Annotated in this window: 14 protein-coding genes; 2 read left to right on the top strand and 12 right to left on the bottom strand. The window is 67.3% G+C overall.

What is annotated here, in order from left to right; translation table 11 throughout:
* Positions 1 to 84 precede the first annotated feature (84 nt).
* Positions 85 to 936 (bottom strand): LppX_LprAFG lipoprotein, encoded by an 852-nt coding sequence (locus AC5Y2L_RS16635; protein ID WP_499936655.1) that lies wholly within the window; start codon positions 934 to 936, stop codon positions 85 to 87.
* Between the two features lie 243 nt (positions 937 to 1,179).
* On the opposite strand from AC5Y2L_RS16635, the gene AC5Y2L_RS16640 reads away from it, so the two are divergent.
* A complete protein-coding gene (locus tag AC5Y2L_RS16640; RefSeq protein WP_499936844.1) occupies positions 1,180 to 2,418 on the top strand; it encodes a serine hydrolase domain-containing protein in 1,239 nt (412 codons plus the stop codon).
* The gene (locus AC5Y2L_RS16645; RefSeq protein WP_499936654.1) at positions 2,399 to 2,938 is read left to right on the top strand and encodes a GNAT family N-acetyltransferase; all 540 of its coding nucleotides are present in this window, start codon (positions 2,399 to 2,401) and stop codon (positions 2,936 to 2,938) included. Before AC5Y2L_RS16640 ends, AC5Y2L_RS16645 begins: the two co-directional genes overlap by 20 nt.
* Before the next feature lie 110 nt (positions 2,939 to 3,048).
* On the opposite strand, the gene AC5Y2L_RS16650 is transcribed toward AC5Y2L_RS16645, so the two are convergent.
* The 11 genes from AC5Y2L_RS16650 to AC5Y2L_RS16700 form a co-directional block, all read right to left on the bottom strand.
* A complete protein-coding gene (locus tag AC5Y2L_RS16650) occupies positions 3,049 to 5,733 on the bottom strand; it encodes a fumarate reductase/succinate dehydrogenase flavoprotein subunit (RefSeq protein WP_499936652.1) in 2,685 nt (894 codons plus the stop codon).
* A complete protein-coding gene (locus AC5Y2L_RS16655; RefSeq protein WP_499936651.1) occupies positions 5,733 to 6,482 on the bottom strand; it encodes an ABC transporter ATP-binding protein in 750 nt (249 codons plus the stop codon). The genes AC5Y2L_RS16650 and AC5Y2L_RS16655 overlap by 1 nt, the downstream gene beginning before the upstream one ends.
* Positions 6,479 to 7,336, bottom strand: coding sequence for an ABC transporter permease (locus tag AC5Y2L_RS16660; RefSeq protein ID WP_499936650.1), 858 nt, complete (start codon positions 7,334 to 7,336; stop codon positions 6,479 to 6,481). The genes AC5Y2L_RS16655 and AC5Y2L_RS16660 overlap by 4 nt, the downstream gene beginning before the upstream one ends.
* Complete coding sequence (locus AC5Y2L_RS16665; RefSeq protein WP_499936649.1) at positions 7,333 to 8,727, bottom strand: ABC transporter substrate-binding protein; 1,395 nt, start codon at positions 8,725 to 8,727, stop codon at positions 7,333 to 7,335. The genes AC5Y2L_RS16660 and AC5Y2L_RS16665 overlap by 4 nt, the downstream gene beginning before the upstream one ends.
* 25 nt (positions 8,728 to 8,752) lie before the next feature.
* Positions 8,753 to 8,980 (bottom strand): 4Fe-4S dicluster domain-containing protein, encoded by a 228-nt coding sequence (locus AC5Y2L_RS16670; protein ID WP_499936647.1) that lies wholly within the window; start codon positions 8,978 to 8,980, stop codon positions 8,753 to 8,755.
* The gene (locus AC5Y2L_RS16675) at positions 8,977 to 9,723 is read right to left on the bottom strand and encodes a GntR family transcriptional regulator (protein ID WP_499936646.1); all 747 of its coding nucleotides are present in this window, start codon (positions 9,721 to 9,723) and stop codon (positions 8,977 to 8,979) included. The genes AC5Y2L_RS16670 and AC5Y2L_RS16675 overlap by 4 nt, the downstream gene beginning before the upstream one ends.
* A gap of 182 nt (positions 9,724 to 9,905) precedes the next feature.
* A complete protein-coding gene (locus AC5Y2L_RS16680; RefSeq protein WP_499936644.1) occupies positions 9,906 to 11,072 on the bottom strand; it encodes an AAA family ATPase in 1,167 nt (388 codons plus the stop codon).
* Positions 11,073 to 11,144: 72 nt separating this feature from the next.
* Entirely contained in the window at positions 11,145 to 13,982 is a 2,838-nt protein-coding gene (locus tag AC5Y2L_RS16685) for an aminotransferase class I/II-fold pyridoxal phosphate-dependent enzyme (RefSeq protein WP_499936642.1), read from the bottom strand.
* Between the two features lie 344 nt (positions 13,983 to 14,326).
* The gene (locus AC5Y2L_RS16690; RefSeq protein ID WP_499936640.1) at positions 14,327 to 14,575 is read right to left on the bottom strand and encodes a GreA/GreB family elongation factor; all 249 of its coding nucleotides are present in this window, start codon (positions 14,573 to 14,575) and stop codon (positions 14,327 to 14,329) included.
* Positions 14,576 to 14,853: 278 nt separating this feature from the next.
* Complete coding sequence (locus tag AC5Y2L_RS16695; RefSeq protein WP_499936639.1) at positions 14,854 to 15,447, bottom strand: Rv1733c family protein; 594 nt, start codon at positions 15,445 to 15,447, stop codon at positions 14,854 to 14,856.
* 116 nt (positions 15,448 to 15,563) lie between these two features.
* Complete coding sequence (locus AC5Y2L_RS16700) at positions 15,564 to 17,078, bottom strand: PucR family transcriptional regulator (RefSeq protein WP_499936638.1); 1,515 nt, start codon at positions 17,076 to 17,078, stop codon at positions 15,564 to 15,566.
* Positions 17,079 to 17,084: the final 6 nt, after the last annotated feature.

The raw sequence follows: 17,084 nt of genomic DNA on the forward strand, positions 1-17,084 counted from the left end.
GGAGGGGTATCGGGGTTAGTTGGGGGGAAACCGGCCCACGAATTCGGGCCGGCTCCCAATCCGGGGTTCACGCGCTGGCGCCGGCTACCCCGTGGGGTTGGGGATGTTGACCGGCTGACCCCACGCCGACAGGGTGATGCTGACGTTGCCTTGGCCCTTGTCGACCACCATCCGAACCAGATTCGCGGCGGTTCCCGGCGTCGCCTTCACGTCGGTGATGTACAGCGTGATCGGCAGGGGGCCGGTCGTGTCCTTGGCGATCTGCGGAATTATCGGGTCGATCACCGCCGGGTCGATGGTGCCCGTCACCTTGACGGTGGCCACGCCGTTGATGTTTTCATTGCCGGCGATCTGCGGGTTCTGGACCTTGCCGATGGCGGCGCCCAGACCTTTGTCCTTGTCCAGGACGATGCCCGGGTCGTAGATCTTCTCCGCCGGTCCTACCGAGGTGTACTTTCCGGTCTCATTCTTGGTGTACATGGTCTTGTTGGTGACCAGAAAGTCCTTGCCGACGGCCGGTGCCTGCGGTTGCAGCCGGATATTCGCGTGGCCGACCGCCCGACCGCTGCCCTGCGGCTGGTTGGTGACGTCGGCGTCGACGCTCTCCATCGGCAGCGTCGTGAGGTTCGTCGTCGCCAGGATGATATGCACCGAACGCAGCGCGGTGGTCGCCTTGGAGGCGTCCTGCACCAGTTGCGCGGCCTGCGGCGACGGCGCTGCAGACGTTCCTGCCGACGGCGAGGCCGCAGCGGATGTTCCACTGGACGTCCCGGAGGAACCGGAGGTTTGGGACGTCTGTGACGACTTATCCCCGCAGCCCGCCAGAACCGTGACAACCAGTGCCACCGCGGCCACTACGGGGAGAGGTCTCCGGCGAGAAGATCGGTGGACGACTCGTTGGGACGAAGTTTGCGCTTGGTCGGTCAAGCCCATCATTTGCCAGCCTTTGCTGAGTTATCTGATCGGTGGGAATGAGCAGCGATTCGCCACGCTCGCATGCGGTTCCGGGTCTTGGTGACTGCATACCCGCACCCTGGCTCACCGGCAGCGCCAACGCCTTGAAAAGACATGCGCCGCCCTCCCATGTTCACCAGATCACATCGGCCGGAGAGCAGCGAGATTAGCATGCGGCCGGGTCCGCGAGGAGCGGTTTTGGCAAGACGCTCTACCCTCGACCGGGTGAATCTCGATGCCAATCAGACCGCCATCCGCGAGGTCTGCGAAGCCGGGCTGCTCGCCGGTGCGGTCACGGTGGTCTGGCATCGCGGAGAAGTGCTGCAGGTCAACGAGATCGGCTACCGCGACGTGGACGCCGGCCTGCCGATGCAGCGGGACACGCTGTTTCGGATCGCGTCGATGACCAAGCCGGTCACGGTGGCAGCGGCAATGAGCCTGGTAGACGAGGGCAAGCTGGCCCTGGACGAGCCGATCGCGCGCTGGACGCCGGAGCTCGCCGACGTTCGCGTGCTGGACGATCCGAGGGGTCCGCTGGACCGGACACATCCCGCGCGACGGCCCATCCTGCTCGCCGATCTGCTCACCCACACCAGCGGCCTGGCCTACAGCTTTTCGGTGTCCGGACCGCTCTCCCAGGCCTATATGCGGTTGCCGTTCGACCAGGGTTCGGATACCTGGCTGGCCGAGCTCGCAGCGCTGCCGCTGGTTCATCAGCCCGGTGAGCGAGTGACCTACAGCCACGCCATCGATGTGCTGGGCGTGATCGTTGCCCGTGTCGAAGACAAGCCGTTCTACCGGGTGCTCGACGAGCGGATCCTGGGTCCGGCCGGCATGACCGACACCGGTTTCTTTGTGTCGACGGCAGCACGACGGCGTGCTGCAACCATGTACCGCCTGGACAACCAGGGCCAGTTGCACCATGACGTGATGGGCCCGCCGCACGTCAAGCCGCCGTCGTTCTGCAACGCCGGCGGCGGGCTGTGGTCGAGCGCCGGCGACTACCTGCGGTTCGTGCGGATGCTGCTCGGCGACGGTTCGGTCGACGGTGTCCAGGTGCTTTCGCCGGAGTCGGTGCGCCTGATGCGCACCGACCGGCTCACCGACGAGCAGAAGCGGCACAACTTCCTGGGCGCGCCGTACTGGGTGGGGCGCGGGTTCGGGCTGAACCTGTCGGTGGTCACCGACCCGGCGAAGGCCGCGCCGCTATTCGGGCCCGGCGGCCTGGGCACGTTCAGCTGGCCGGGCGCGTACGGGACCTGGTGGCAGGCCGATCCCTCTGCGGACCTGATCCTGCTGTACCTAATCCAGAATTGCCCCGACATGTCCGTCGACGCGGCCACCGCCGTGGCCGGCAACACCTCGCTGGCCAGGCTGCGGACGGTGCAACCGAGGTTCGTCCGCGAAACGTATCGCGCGCTGGGTCTGCAGCGGGATCGCGCCGATGGCCGACTACCCGCCTGACCGCATCGCCGGCCCGCGGCTGCTGCTGCGACTGCCGGTGCCCGACGACGCCGGCGCCTTGTTCCAGAGAGTCGCCCGCGATCCCGAGGTGACCAGGTATCTGTTGTGGAGCCCGCACCCCGACGTGGCCGCGACGCGGCGGGTGATCACCGAGAAACTCAATATCGGCGACGACGAGCGGACCTGGGCCATCGCGCTACGGCATAGCGACGACGTGATCGGCCTGATCAGCTGCCGGCGCCCGGTACGACACTCCGTCGAAATCGGTTACTGCCTCGGCCGGCGTTGGTGGGGCAAGGGTGTGATGTCAGAGGCACTCGCAATGCTGATCGCCGCGCTGGAGGCCGACCCGGACGTGTATCGCGTGTGGGCCACCTGCAATGTGGACAACGATCGGTCGTCGCAGTTGCTCGAGCGCGCCGGGTTCGTGCTGGAGGGCCGGCTGGCGCGCCATGCCGTCTACCCGACCATCGGGCCCGAACCCTGCGACAGCCTGCTCTACGCCAAGGCTCTGCGGTGACGCTTCCAGCACCGCCGAGCCTGCGGTGAGGGCGCGCTTCCCGCGAAAAACTCAGCCCTGGGCGCAGTTTCGGCGCCGCTAGCGCAGACTCGACGCCGTCGGGCGCCGGATTAGCCGGCGCCGCGCTCCAATGCCCGACGGGCGTACGCCCGCACATCGGCGTCGCTGTCCTTGAGGGCGATGCGCAGTGCGTCGACGGCCGAGGGTTCGCCGGCCCATCGCGTCAGGCTGAGCACGGCTGCCTTGCGCACGTCGAGATGGGCATCGGCGAGCGCCTGGGCCAGCCGCGGTATCGCCTGGTCGGGCGCAGCACCCGCCATCGCGCGCGCCGCGCCCTCGCGCACCTGCCACGCCGGAGCCTGCAGCGCCCGGTCTACGACAGCGAAATCATCTGGACCGCAGCCTAATTCACCCAGCGCGGCCAGCGCTGCGGCGCGTACCAGCGGGTCGGGGTCGGCGACCAGCGCCCGGACGGTCTCGACGCCGGAGCGCAGCGTGGCAAGACCGCCTGCAGCCGCAATGCGGACCTCCCGGTTCTCGTCGCCGCCGGCGGACTCCACGCCGGCCACGTCGTCGACCGAAACCAGTGCCCGCACCGCCTCGATACGCACCCGATGGTCGGGATCCTGCAGACCCCGGCGGAATTCGTCGGCATCGCCGCAGCGCCGCGCGGCGAGCACATAGACGGCCGCCGCGCGCACGACCATGTCGCCAGAGTGCAGACATTTGCGAGCGGTGGCCGGATCCGGTAGTACCTCGACCAGTTCGCGGATGCCGTCGGCTGCGGTGCGGCGAACCGTGGCGTCGGGGTCGTCCAATGCTGCGAACAGGACGGGTGCATATCCGTCCGGGGTGTGCTCGGTCAGCGTGGCCACCGCGGTCCGGCGCACCACCGCATCGGCGTCGGACAGATATGGGAGCAGATCGGCGACGGTAGGCTCCTCGAGGGCAAGGACCTCCGCGATGCGCGGCGACGGCGGTTGGAATGCCGTTGCGGCCGAGGCGATCCGGGTCCGGGTTGTGGCGGGGGCCTGGCCGCCGATCAGCGGCGGTTGCTCCACCTCGTACACCGTCTGGTCGGCCGGCGGCAGGCCGTCCAACTCCGGCACCGGCACGAAATACGGGGCCACGGGCCGTTTCAGGAAGACCATGTCGCCGTCGGAGCCTTTGCGCAGGTTCAGGTGATAACCCCATTGGCTGTCGTCGCGGCCGGGCAGGTCGGCCCGGTCGTGGTAGAGGCCCCAGCGCGATTCGGTTCGGGTGAGTGATGACCGGGCGGCCATCTCGGCACAGTCCCGGATGAACGACACCTCGACGGCGCGCATCAGCTCATGCGGGGTGCGGGCACCCATACTGCAGATTTCGCCGCGCATCCGGTCGAAGGTCCGCACCGCGATGGACAGCTTGGCCGCGCTCTTCGGCGGTGCCACATAGTCGTTGACAAACCGTCGCAGTTTGTATTCGACCTGCGGTTGCGGCGGCCCGTCGGGATGCCGCAGCGGACGGTAGATCAGCTCGTGCGCCTCATGCAGTTGGTCTTCCGGAAGTCCTTGCGGGGCAGCAACTTCAGCCAGGGTCGAGGCGGCGTGGGTGCCGGCGAGGTCGCCGAAGACGAACGCCCCGATCATGTAGTTGTGCGGCACGCAGGCCAGGTCACCGGCCGCATAGAGTCCGGGCACCGTGGTGCGGGCATGCTCGTCAACCCACACGCCTGAGGCGGAATGTCCACTGCACAAACCGATTTCGGAGATGTGCATCTCGATGTCGTGGGTGCGGTAGTCGTGACCGCGGTTGGCGTGGAAGGTGCCGCGGGTGGGTCGCTCGGTGGTGTGCAGGATGTTCTCCAGCGCGGTCAGCGTCTCGTCGGGCAGGTGCGACACCTTCAGATAAATCGGACCGCGGGCCGAGTCGATTTCGTTCTTGACTTCGGCCATCATCTGCCCCGACCAGTAGTCGGAGTCGACGAATCGCTCGCCGTTCGCGTTGACCTGGTAGCCGCCGAACGGGTTGGCGACGTAGGCGCATGCCGGGCCGTTGTAGTCCTTGATCAGCGGATTGACCTGAAAGCATTCGATGCCGGAGAGCTCCGCGCCGGCGTGGTAGGCCATCGAGTAGCCGTCGCCGGCGTTGGTCGGGTTCTCGTAGGTGCCGTACAAGTACCCCGAGGCCGGCAAGCCGAGACGCCCGCAGGCCCCGGTGGCCAGGATTACCGCCTTGGCGCCGACGGCGACGAATTCCCCGGTGCGCGTGTGCAATGCCGCGGCGCCGACGGCCCGGCCCGCATCGGTCAATACCCGCACCGGCATCAGCCGGTTCTCGATGCGGATCTTCTCCCGCATCGATCGTTGCCGCAGCACCCGGTACAGCGCCTTCTTGACGTCCTTGCCTTCCGGCATGGGCAGCACATACGAGCCCGACCGGTGCACCCTGCGCACCGCGTACTCGCCGTGTTCGTCCTTCTCGAACTTCACCCCGTAGCGCTCCAGCCGCTGCACCATTGCGAATCCGCGGGTGGCGGTCTGATAGACGGTGCGCTGGTTGACGATTCCGTCGTTGGCGCGGGTGATTTCGGCGACGTAGTCTTCCGGTTCGGCCTTGCCGGGGATGACGGCGTTGTTGACCCCGTCCATTCCCATCGCCAGCGCCCCGGAGTGCCGCACATGGGCCTTCTCCAGGAGCAATACCTGCGCGCCGTGCTCGGCGGCGGACAGGGCCGCCAATGTGCCCGCGGTACCGCCGCCGATGACCAGCACGTCGCAGTCCAGGCGGAGCGGCACCCGATCCGGTATCTGCATCACGCTGCCTCCGAATGATCCAGTGCGGCAATGATTTCTGCGCGCAACTCGGGCCGCGGCTGAGCTCGCCGCGGCTCGGGGACGTCGAGCAGCGCGCGCAGCGGCTGACCGGCGCGGCCCAGCACCGCGATGCGGTCACCGAGCAGCAGAGCCTCGTCGACGTCATGGGTGACGAACACGATCGTCGTCGGATGCGCCCGCCAGGTGTCGATCAGCAGCCGCTGCATGGCGGCCCGGGTTTGGGTGTCCAGGGCACCGAACGGCTCGTCCATCATCACCGCGCGCGGCGCCCCGGCCAGTCCCCGGGCCAGCTGGACGCGCTGGCGCATGCCGCCGGACAGGCTCTTGGGCAGGTAGTCGCCGAAGCCGGCCAACCCGACTTCGGCTATCCAGCGCTCGGCCTGCGCGCGCCGGGTGCCGCGCGGTTCACCGCGCAACCGCAGCGCCAGTTCGATGTTGGACCGCACGCTGCGCCACGGCAGCAGCGCGTTGTCCTGAAACACCATCCCCCGGTCCCCCGACGTCGCGGTGACTTCGACGCCGTCGGCCAGCACCCGGCCGCCGTCGGGCGGCAGCAGACCCGCCAGGGCGCGCAGCACCGTCGACTTGCCGCAGCCCGACGGTCCGGTCAGCACCAGAATCTCCTCCGGGCGCACCGTCAGGCTCAGCCCGTCGATCACCGCAATGCCGGTGTAGGACAACCGAACCCGATCCAGCGCCAGGCTCATTCCCTTGCTTGCGGCGGTCATCGCAGGTTCTCCTGCGCGCGCGGCAGCCAGCGGGTGACGCGGCGGCCCACCAGTTCGACCGCCGCCGACGTCGCGAATCCCAGCACGCCGATGGTGAGAATCCCGACGAACACCTGCGGATAGGCCAGCACGGTGTAGTCCTGCCAGGTGCGGTAACCCACACCCAGGCGGCCCGAGATCATTTCCGCGGAGATCACGCAGATCCACGCCACGCCCATGCCGACCGACAGTCCGCCGAACACCCCGGGCAGGATGCCCGGCAGCACCACCTGGCTCAAAACCGCCCACCGGCCGCCGCCCAATGTGCGCACGGAGTCCTCCCACAACGTGGGCAGTGCCCGCACCGCATGCCGGGTGCTGACCATGATCGGGAAATAGGCCGCCAGGAAGGTGATGAACACGATGCCGGCCTCGTCGGTGGGGAACAGCAGGATCGCCACCGGCACCATGGCGATGGCCGGGACAGGCCGGGCCAATTCGGCCAGCGGACCGAACAGGTCGGCGAACAGCCGGGACCGGCCGAGCAGCACGCCCGTCGCGACGCCGATGACGGCGGCCAGTCCGAAGCCGGTGAGGATGCGCAGCAATGACTGCGCCAAATCCAGCCAGTAGTCGAACCTGCCCAGCCGCTGGGTCAGGGCATGCACGATCTCGGTCACCGTCGGCAGCGTGTCGAATCGCAGCCACCACCGCACCTTGCCGGCGGTGAGCAACTGCCACAGCCCGATCGCGGCGGCCACCGATGCCAGCCGCAGCAGCCTGGAGCGCCACGGCGAAGCCGGTCGGCGCGGCGGGTCCAGCGCGGGTGCCGAGACCGCGTCGAGGAGCTGGCCCGCCACTACTTGGGCTGTCATAGCGAACCTCCCAGTGCCTGTTGGTAATCCACGGCGACGTTGCCTGGATGTGCGGTGATGTACCGGCGCGCGCCGGCCGGTGTGCCGAACGGGTGATAGGTCTGGCCGTCACGCACCCACACCGCTTTGTCGGCGAACCACCGGGTGCCCAACTCGGTGTCGGGAACATAGGCCGCGCGAATCCGGGCACCACGGGCGGTGGTGTCCCGGATCGCCTGCAGCAGTGCGGTGGGTGTGGCGAGCGTCTGGGTTACGTCGGATCCGTCCAGCCACAGTTCGCTGGCCTGGGCGGCGTCGCCACGCAGCAGCGACGGGTTGGCGGTGGCGGCTCGGGCCGTGTTGTAGTCGCGGCCGCGGGCACTGAACACGGCGCGCAGCGGTTCGTCCTGGACGAACCGGGCTACGTCCAGGTCGGCGAACTGTCCGATCGACTTCAGGTAGGGCACATCGCTTTTCAGCGCCGCTACCAGTGCCGGCTTGAGCGTGGTGTCGAACGAGGTACCGCCCGGGCCGTTGTAGAGGTACACCACCTCCTGCGGCAACCCGCTTGCTTGCGCGACGATACGGGCTGCCTCGAGTGGTTTGTCGTTCAGGAAGTCGGTGGCGTCGAGTTGGGCCTGCAGGAAGGCCGCCAGCACTTCGGGGTGTTTGGCCGCATATGCGCGCCGTACCACCACGCCGTGCAGGGTGGGCAGGTTCAGCTCGGCCCCGTCGTACAGCAGTTTGGCCTTGCCCTGGAAAACCAACAGGCCGGGCCACGCGACGAACTGCGAAAGTCCTTGCACCTGGCCGGATTCCAGCGCAGAAGCACCGATCTGGGGCTGCTGGTTGAGCACCTCGACACCAGCGGGATCGATGCCCGCCCGATCCAGGGCACGCACCAGCGTGCCGTGGCCCGCGGAGCCGACGCTGGCCGACACCTTCTTGCCGGCCAGGTCGGTCAAGACGGTTGCCGACGAATTCGGCGTGACCACAACCATGTTCAGTGCGCCTTTGGGGTTGTAGCCGGTGACCGACACCATTTCGGTGCGAGCTCGCGGGTTGGCCTGCGTTTTGGAGCCGTTGATCAGCATGGGGTAATCCCCCATCGAGCCGATGTCGATCTTCTCGGCCAGCATCTGCGCGGTGATCGGGGCGCCGGTGTCGTAATCCTGCCAGCGGACCGCGTATTTGGTGCCGGTGCGCGCGGTGATGTCGGCCAGCCGGCGCTCCAGATAACCCTGTGCGCGCAGTAAGGTACCCGCGGTCACCGTGTTGATGGTTTTGGACTGATAGCCGACGACGACATTGACCACACCGGAGGACTGCGCCAGAGATTCCAGCGAGCAGCCGGAAGCGATCACGGCGACCGCGCATCCGACGGACAACAGCCGCGCTATGCGTCGTTTCATGGAATGTCCTGGGCCGGAGGGTAGTTCAGCGTAGGAGGTAGGGCATGTTCACCGTGACGGCGCCGGTCGGGCAGCGGGCCGCGCACGGGCCGCAGTACCAGCATTCGTCGACGTGCATGTACGCCTTGCCGGTTTCCGGGTTGATGGCAAGGGCATCGAGTGGACAAACTTCGACGCACAGGGTGCAGCCGTCGATGCACAACGACTCGTCGATGGTGACCGGCACGTCGGCCCGGTTGTTTACCAGCGTCATGAGTTGCTCCTAATCAAGCTGCCGCGCATGGTGATTCGATCGCCCCGCATCCGGATGTACTCGAGGTCGACGGGTGTGCCGTCGTCGAGGCTGGTGAGCCGTTCCAGCATGAGCAGCGCCGCCCCGTCGGGCACCTGCAGTGTGGCCGCCGAGTGCGCGTCGGCGGGAATGGCTTCCAGGGCCAGCGACGCTGAACCCAACCGGTGTCCGCTGACGCGCTCGATGAGCGCGAACAGGTCGTTACTTTCCAGCGGGAAGTCCAGGATTTGGGTTCCGATGACCGGGGTGAGGTAGGTCAGGTCCAGGCTGAGCGGTAGGTCGCCGAGAAAACGCAGCCTCTCGATGAAGACGGCTGGCTCGCCGCGTTTCAGCTGCAGCCGGGCGGCCACCGCGGGCGGCGCGGTCACCGGCATGGCGGCGCGCACCTCGTTGCGGACCTCGCCCAGATCCTTGAAGGTTTCCTTCAGACCGAGCAGTGCATCGAGGCCGTGCTGGAATTTGCGCTGTGCGACGTGGGTGCCGACTTTGGGTCCGCGCTCGATCAGGCCTTCGTTCTTCAGGAGGGTCAGCGCTTCGCGAATGGTGTTGCGCGAGACGAAGAATTCTGCCGCCAGTTCGCTTTCGGCGGGAAGCCCCTCGGCGAAGGCGCCCGCATGGATTTGCTGGCGCAGCACATCGGCGGTCTGGCGGGCGCGGTCGGCCCGGGGCCGGTTGATCGGCGCTGACGACTCAGCTGTTGCCACGCCGTCACGCTAGTGCAGGTCAGCGGCATGTTTCGGGTGGCCGATGACCGCCCGTCTCGGTCGCTCTACCTATTGCGCCGGTGGCAATTCCGCCGCGACCAGTCAAAACAGCGGGTTAGTGGGCTATTGCGCCACCTGCGACGAGCCGAAGAGGTTTCGATCGCGGTGAGCGCAACCGGCATTCACCGTTTGCCCCAGTGCCATTGCGGTGTCGTCAGCAGACCCTGGCCCTTGACCCGTGTCTCGCCCCAGTCCTTGAACAGCTCTATCTCGACGGCGTCGTTGCCGGTCGCGACGGTGTCCAGGCAGTCCAGCAGCAAGCGCGAGTGAGTGACCACCACGACCTGGGTTCCCGACGCGGCGGTGCGGATCAACGACGCGAGCGGTCCCACCAGGCTCGGATGCAGTGATGTTTCCGGTTCGTTGAGCACCATGAGCGACGGCGCCTGCGGGCTCAACAGCGCGGCGGCCCACAGCAGAAACCGCAAAGTACCGTCCGACAATTCGGCCGCCCGCAACGGACGCAGCATGCCGCGCTGCCGCAGCTGAAGGTCGAACAGCCCGTCGTGGACGGCCACCGAGATGGTGGCGCCGTCGAAGGCATCGGCCACGACGCGGTCCAGGTCGCCGAGGCCCGCTTCGATGATGGTCTGGATGGCGGCCGCAAGATCACTGCCGTCGTCGCAAAGCACCGGGGTACGGGTACCGACCTGCGGATGTCGCGCGGGCGCCCCCGCGTCGACCCGGAATCCGTCGTAGAACCGCCAGCCGCGCAGCCGCTCCCGTACCGCCGCCAGCTCGGGAACCGCATGCGGGTGGGCATACTCGGCCAGCACGCTGCGGTATGTCGGCAATGCGCGGGTCAGCTCTTCGAATCCGTCGGCAGCACTGACCTCGGCGAAATCCCGTACCCGCCGCACCAGCGTCGACGCGGGCCGCAGCACCGGGCCGGCGAACACCATTTCGCGTTTGATCTCCGGGTCGCGGCCAAAGGCCGAGCCAGGCCCCGCGGACTGCGGAATGCCGAGGTCGACGAGATAGCCGAAGTCGTCTGCGGCAAAGCCCAATTCGAGGGAGAGGGGACGAGTGCGTGTGGTGCCTTCGGCTTTTCCGGTTCGTCGTGCTCCGCCGGTTTGCTCCGGGCCAGCCCACAGCACCGACTCCAGTCCGCCCTCGCGGGCCAGCGAACCGATCACCTCGCCGCGTCCGCAGTCGGCCAGTAGCCGCAAGGCGCGGTACAGCGACGACTTGCCCGAGCCGTTGGGACCCGTGACAACGGTCAGCCGGCCCAGCGGCAATATCACCTCGCGCAGCGAGCGGTATCCGCGGATGGCGACCGTCTGCAGCACGGCCCCGACACTACTGTCGTCCGCTGACAGCGCAGCGCCGAGCAGACGCAAACTCCCCCACTTCGTGCCAGATTAGGGGGATTTTGCGTCTGCTCGCGCCACCGCGCCCTCGCCGTTGAGCCCCGAGGCATCAGCCGGGATCTCGAACGCCGACGCCGCGTCGCCCACCGCAGCCATAGCCGCATTCCGTTGCGCCTCAAGGCGTTTCAGCGCGGTCTGGGTGAACACCGACAACCCGAGTTCGTGGTTGTATCCGTGGATCTCCTTGACGTCGAGTTGGGCGAGGAACCAGATGATCTCCTTGGAGACCACCTGCCCCGGAACCAGGACCGGGAAGCCCGGCGGGTAGGGCACCACGAACGTCGTCGACACCAGCGTCTTTCCCTCGGCAAGGCGCCGTCCGGCCGCACCGATCAGCACGTACTCGCGGTCCGACTCTTCGTAACCGGCATAGAAAGCCGAGCGGGTGTCGCCGAACCTGCACGCGTCGTTGGGCCGGAACGCACCGTGGAACTCGCTGAAGTCCGGCAAGTGCGGCAGATCCTGCGTGATCTCCTCGACGCGGCGTTGGTGTAGGGCCCAGTCGGCCGCGCTGGCCGCCTCTTTGGCCCGGTCGAAGTCGGACGCCACCCGGCGCAGCACGTCGAGCAGATGGTGCACGCTCGACCAGGTGACACCGATGGTGAAGATCAACAGCACGCTGTTGATCGACGTCTTGTTGATCTGGATGCCGAACCGTTCCATCAGGATCTTCTCGCGAAAGTCGTAGCCGTTCATCCCGGTATTGCCGAGAAACAGCGTGACCCGCGTCGGGTCCAGCACGAACTGGTCGGAGCGCCACGCCTCGTTCCACTCGTCCAGGGCACCCTGTCGGACTTCGCGGTACGAGCTGACGTGGGAGGCCCGGAACTCCTCCGGCACCAGGTCGGACTCGTCGAGGATGCGGAACCACTTGCTGATCAACCGGTCCTTGCGCACCCGGTGACGGAACACCAACGCCATGTCGTAGGTCTGCCGGACGAGTTGGAATCCCTCGATGTCGACCTGACGGCGCGCCAGGTCGAGCGACGCGAGCAGCTGCTGGTTCGGTGAGGTCGACGTGTGCGTCAAGAACGCCTCACCGAACGCGTCGCGGGCCCGCGCGTTGAAATCCTGGTCGCGCACGTGGATCATCGACGCCTGCCGGAACGCCGACAGCGACTTGTGCGTCGAGTGCGTCGCGTAGACCCGCACCCGCGCGGTTGCCGGGTCGGGCAGCAGCCGGTGCTCCGCCCACTCCGACCGGGGGATGCCCGCCATGGACGCTCGCCATTGCCGGTACTCCTCGGCGTACTCCCGAGACGACAACATCTGTTCGAGACGTTCAGCGGCCACCATCGCGGTGCGCTGCCGGGCCCACGGCACGGCGGTGGCAAACGCATACCACGCTTCGTCCCACAGGAAGCAGATGTCCGGCTTGATCGCCAGCACCTCCTCCATCACCCGACGAGGGTTGTAGACGACGCCGTCGAAGATGCAGTTGGTGAGCAACAGCATGCGCACCTTGTCCAGTTGCCCGGCCGCCTCGAGGTCCAGCAGCTCCTGCTTGATGGTGCGCAGCGGTACCGCACCGTAGATGGCGAACTGCGGCAGCGCATAGGACTCCAGGTAGAGCGGATAGGCGCCGGCCAGCACCAGACCATAGTGATGTGACTTGTGACAGTTGCGGTCGATGAGCACAATGTCGCCCGGCCGGGTCAGCGACTGCACGACGATCTTGTTCGCGGTGGACGTCCCATTGGTGACGAAGTAGGTATGGTTCGCGTTCCAGGTGACCGCGGCCTTGTCCATAGCCTTCTTGATGTTGCCGTGCGGGTCCAGCAGCGAGTCCAGCCCACCGGAGGTGGTCGAGGTCTCGGCCATGAAGATGTTGCGGCCGTAGAACTCCCCCATGTCTTCCAGCGACTTGGAGTTGAAGATGCTGGCGCCGCGCGCGACGGGAAGCGCGTGGAACTGGCCCACCGGAGCCGCCGCGTAGGCCCGCAACGCATCGAAAAACGGTGTGGAGAAACGGTTTCGCAAGCCCGCGATCACGGTGCTGTGCAGGTCGGTGACGTCGTTGAGCCGATAGAAGGTGCGGTCGTAGACGTCCGGGTCGTCGTCGGATCCCGCCGCGATCGACTCGTCGGTGAGCAGATACAGGTCGATGTGGGGCCGCAGCTCTCTGATCCACTCGCCGCACTCGACCCAGTCGTGCGCCCGATCAGACACCGGCACGTCGTCGTTGGCGCCAAGCAAGGTGTTCATCAGCGGCACCCGGTCGCGCGAACGCAGCGGCAGGTCATGGCGGATGATCGCGGCCTGTATTTCGCCGTTCAGCGCCACCGCGGTGATGGCGTCCTCGACACTGGGGGCCACCAGGATCTCGAACTGGATATCGTCGGACGGGTTGCGCAGCATGCGCAGGCACTCAACGAGACTCTCCGGTGCCGTGGGCGGCGCGTCATCGGCCAGCAAGACGGTGTAGAACTGCTGTTGTTTGGCCTTGGCCACCAGCTCTTGCTCGGCCAGCGGCGCGGAGGTGTCGAAAAGCGCTGTGCGATCGCCATATTCGGACAGCAAGCGCACGGCCAGCGATACTTCCTGGGTGAGTCGAACCGTGGAAAGACTCGCCAGGTGCTCCCGGAAGGTCGCCAGGTTCTCCGCACCCGGATACAGCCAGTACCGTTCGTAGGCGCCGATGCGGTCCATCAGGCGCTTCACCTTGGCCACGTCGTGGGTGATGTCCAGTCCGGCGAGGTCGACCTCGGCCAAGTGCCGGCAGGCGTCGTCCAGCTGGTTCCAGGTGTCGATCCGCGTGTACGACGGGTTGGCCACCGCTGCCAGGGCCAACACCCGAAGTCGTCGCTGCGGCGCACTGTCTCGAGTCATATCGTCACCTGTCTTCTGGTGCGGGCTGCCCCCAACGGTCCCAGCCAGTGCAGATCACAATTATGGCGCGCGACACTCAAATAGTGGCCAAAACCGCCATCCCCGGATCCCGTCGTGGAACTTCCGCCGCGTGGGCACCGGTGGCTGCACATGCCCCGAGGTTACGACTTCGCGGTCCTCAGCGACCATCCTTTCCGTACACGACGGCCGCCGCAAGGCCCAGCACAGCCAGCAACAAAAACAGCATCGACACGGGGTCGATCAGGTCGAACATCATGCGGTCGCCTCCGCACGAATTGCCGCGCGCGCCGTAACCGGCTGTGCTGCTGCGTCTTTGGGGTCGATCATGCCGTGACTCGCGATTGGTAGGGCACCGCCTCGAGCAGCGTCACCCGGTGCTCGGGTCCCTGCGGCATCGAATAACTGCGCTGCTCACCTACCGTCGCTCCGGCGATCGCATGGCCCAGCGGCGACAGCGTCGAATACACCTTGACTCCGGCGCCTCGCCCGGCGCGTCGGCCCAGCAGAAAAGTCTCCGTCTCGCCGGTCTCGTAGCGGATGGTGAGCACCATGCCGGCTTTCGCGACCGGCATGCCTTGGCGGTCTACTGTGTTGTGGCCATCGGGTAGGGACTTATTAATGCGTGGTCGCTCAATCACTTTCGGTGTTTCCTTTCGGTGCAGAGGGTTGTCGCCAGGGGCGGGCCTGGGCTGAGCAGCCGCCCCTGACGACTCGGCACCCTCGGGGGGAAGGTTCAGGCGGGTGGAAAATCCGCGGTTGACTCCATCGTGGTGCGGGTAGATGCGGCGACGCTTGCGGCAGCGGGACAACCCGGCGGCGGGCGGTTGTCCGGACCCGACAATGCTGGTGATTACCGGTGCCCGAGCAGAGCGTCGACGTCCCGTTGCCATGCCGCCTGGCGGCCCCGGTCCAGAGCCATCCGCCCGAGCACGTACACCGCAACCGCGGACAAGCTCGCACCAAGCCAGAGCGCCAACGCGGACGCCACCGCCTCGTCAACGGCAGTGGTACTCGGCTTGGCTACCGGCAACCCCTCGTCGTTCAGCCAGACCTCGACCGTGTCGCCCACCTTGGCCGTGCGCGGCGCGACGACGTCGCCGCGGTGTTCCGTCCCTGAGACAACCCATCGGGCGGGCACCGTGATGGTCGGACGCTCGATATTTTGGCGCGGATTCCCTTGGCCGACGACCGTCGCGATGACCGTGCGGTATTTTTCGGCCTGTTCGGCGTAGACCCTGCTGCGCGACTCGTGTACCGCGGTGCCCACAGCGACAGCGACAGGCACGGCGATGAGCGACACCGCAACCGCGAACGCCAAGAGCAGCGCTTGCAACCGGTCGCTGACGCGGGTCAGCGGGTTATCGCTGAAGAGTCCCAGCGACATCGTTCGTGGCAGGCGCACGCGCCCGGCAAGCGGTCGGTGATCGGGCGGTGAGGTGCTCATCGGATATTCCTGTCCGGGGGCTTTCCCACCACCATGACGGCGACGACGCCGGCCGGCGTTGCCCCAGCGATACAAATCCAGAGCTCTGCGTTGTCCCACCCGAACAGCGCGCGGCATCACTCGAGGTCGGTGGCCGCCAGCTCGATCGTCATGGCCAGCCGCTTTTTCGGGTCTTCCAGCGGCAGGTTGGTGATCTCAGCCATCTTGCGCAACCGATACCGCACGGTGTTCTCGTGCACGCCCAATCGCTCGCCGGCCCGCGCCGGGTCGCCCTGCTCCTCCAGCCAGGCCCGCAGCGTGGCGACATACTCTGTCGCGTTGTCGCGGTCGTGACGGCGCAGCTCGGCGACCGGTCCGCGGTCCGGAGTCCGCCCGGATCGCGCCGCCCGGCGCAACCGCTGCAGCAAGATGGCATCCCACGACTCGTCGTAGGCGGGTGTGGTGCTCGGCGATGCATCACCGAGTGCCAAGCACTCGTCGGCTTCCTGCCGCGCCGTCGGGAGGTCGGCCAACTCGGCCGCGGCACTGATCCCCACCACCACCCTGACTTGCGCGGGCAGAGCGGCGCGCAGACCGCTCACCCAGCGTCGTGCCGTGGCCGGTTCCGCGCTGGGCAGCAGGGTGTAGACGGTGTTGCCCGCCAGGGCGCTGCGACCCGCCCGTGACCAGCCGAATCCGGTCGTTGCCCGGTCGAAGACCAACAACAGGGCGGCATCGCGTTCGTCACCGATGGATGCCTGCAGCGCGATCACGCGCAGCGCTGCCCGCGGCAGGCCCAGCCTGCTGGCCACTGTGGCGGCATCGAGGGTGCCCTCGAGCAGCTGAATCACCAGCTCGGATTCCACCTGGCGTTCCAGGTCCGCGCTGGCGCGGGACCGGAGCAGATGGAGTGCCACCGTGTGCGCACCCGCCGTCAGCGCATCGCGCTCGGCGCCATGCAACGGCGCCTCGCAGGCCACCCACACCGAGCCGATCACCTCTCGTCCCGTACGCACCGCGACGACCATGCGACCGGTCAGGCCGTGTCCCTCGTCGGCAGCGACGAACAACGGGTCGTCCGACGCAGCCAAGTGCGCGAAAACCCCGCGCGACTCGAACAGCTCCCGCAGTTCCTCGGGCGTTTGGCGGCCCAGAATGGTCGCCACCCGCGCCGGATCGGCGTGTTGCTGCAGCCGCGAATAGGCCAGCACCCGCGACAGCTGGTCTTCGATCGTCACCGCCCCGCCGGTCGACTCGGCGAGGCTGTCCGCCAGAGCGAACAAATCCGTTGGGCCACGGCCGGATTCGGTTTCGCGTCCCTCCAGCACCAGCCCGTAGATGACCGCGGCGATCTCGCTCCACGACACCGACGCGTCGAGCGTCATCACGGCGCCGTCCGCGCCCTGCTCGAACGGCTCGGCGTCAGCGTCACGCGTCAACACCACTACGGCGCGGGCCGCCGCCGCCCACTGCGCCGCTTCGTGCAGGGATCCGGCACCGACGGCCAGCAACACGTCACCCGTCGCCGCGCGCTGCTGGTCTGGTTCGTGGATCACCACGCTGCGCAACTCGGTCGATCTGGGCACCGACGACCAGCGCAACCGGACGCCGTAACCACCCAGCACGTTGATCAAGCGGTCGAAAGTGATCAAGCACCA

It is taken from the genome of Mycobacterium sp. NGS66 (assembly GCF_059812225.1).

Bases quoted from the DNA above. Each gene is read 5' to 3' on its own strand.
- AC5Y2L_RS16635 (WP_499936655.1), bottom strand. From the start codon at position 936: ATGATGGGCTTGACCGACCAAGCGCAAACTTCGTCCCAACGAGTCGTC.
- AC5Y2L_RS16645 (WP_499936654.1), top strand. From the start codon at position 2,399: ATGGCCGACTACCCGCCTGACCGCATCGCCGGCCCGCGGCTGCTGCTG.
- AC5Y2L_RS16650 (WP_499936652.1), bottom strand. From the start codon at position 5,733: ATGCAGATACCGGATCGGGTGCCGCTCCGCCTGGACTGCGACGTGCTG.
- AC5Y2L_RS16655 (WP_499936651.1), bottom strand. From the start codon at position 6,482: ATGACCGCCGCAAGCAAGGGAATGAGCCTGGCGCTGGATCGGGTTCGG.
- AC5Y2L_RS16660 (WP_499936650.1), bottom strand. From the start codon at position 7,336: ATGACAGCCCAAGTAGTGGCGGGCCAGCTCCTCGACGCGGTCTCGGCA.
- AC5Y2L_RS16665 (WP_499936649.1), bottom strand. From the start codon at position 8,727: ATGAAACGACGCATAGCGCGGCTGTTGTCCGTCGGATGCGCGGTCGCC.
- AC5Y2L_RS16670 (WP_499936647.1), bottom strand. From the start codon at position 8,980: ATGACGCTGGTAAACAACCGGGCCGACGTGCCGGTCACCATCGACGAG.
- AC5Y2L_RS16685 (WP_499936642.1), bottom strand. From the start codon at position 13,982: ATGACTCGAGACAGTGCGCCGCAGCGACGACTTCGGGTGTTGGCCCTG.
- AC5Y2L_RS16690 (WP_499936640.1), bottom strand. From the start codon at position 14,575: ATGCCGGTCGCGAAAGCCGGCATGGTGCTCACCATCCGCTACGAGACC.
- AC5Y2L_RS16695 (WP_499936639.1), bottom strand. From the start codon at position 15,447: ATGAGCACCTCACCGCCCGATCACCGACCGCTTGCCGGGCGCGTGCGC.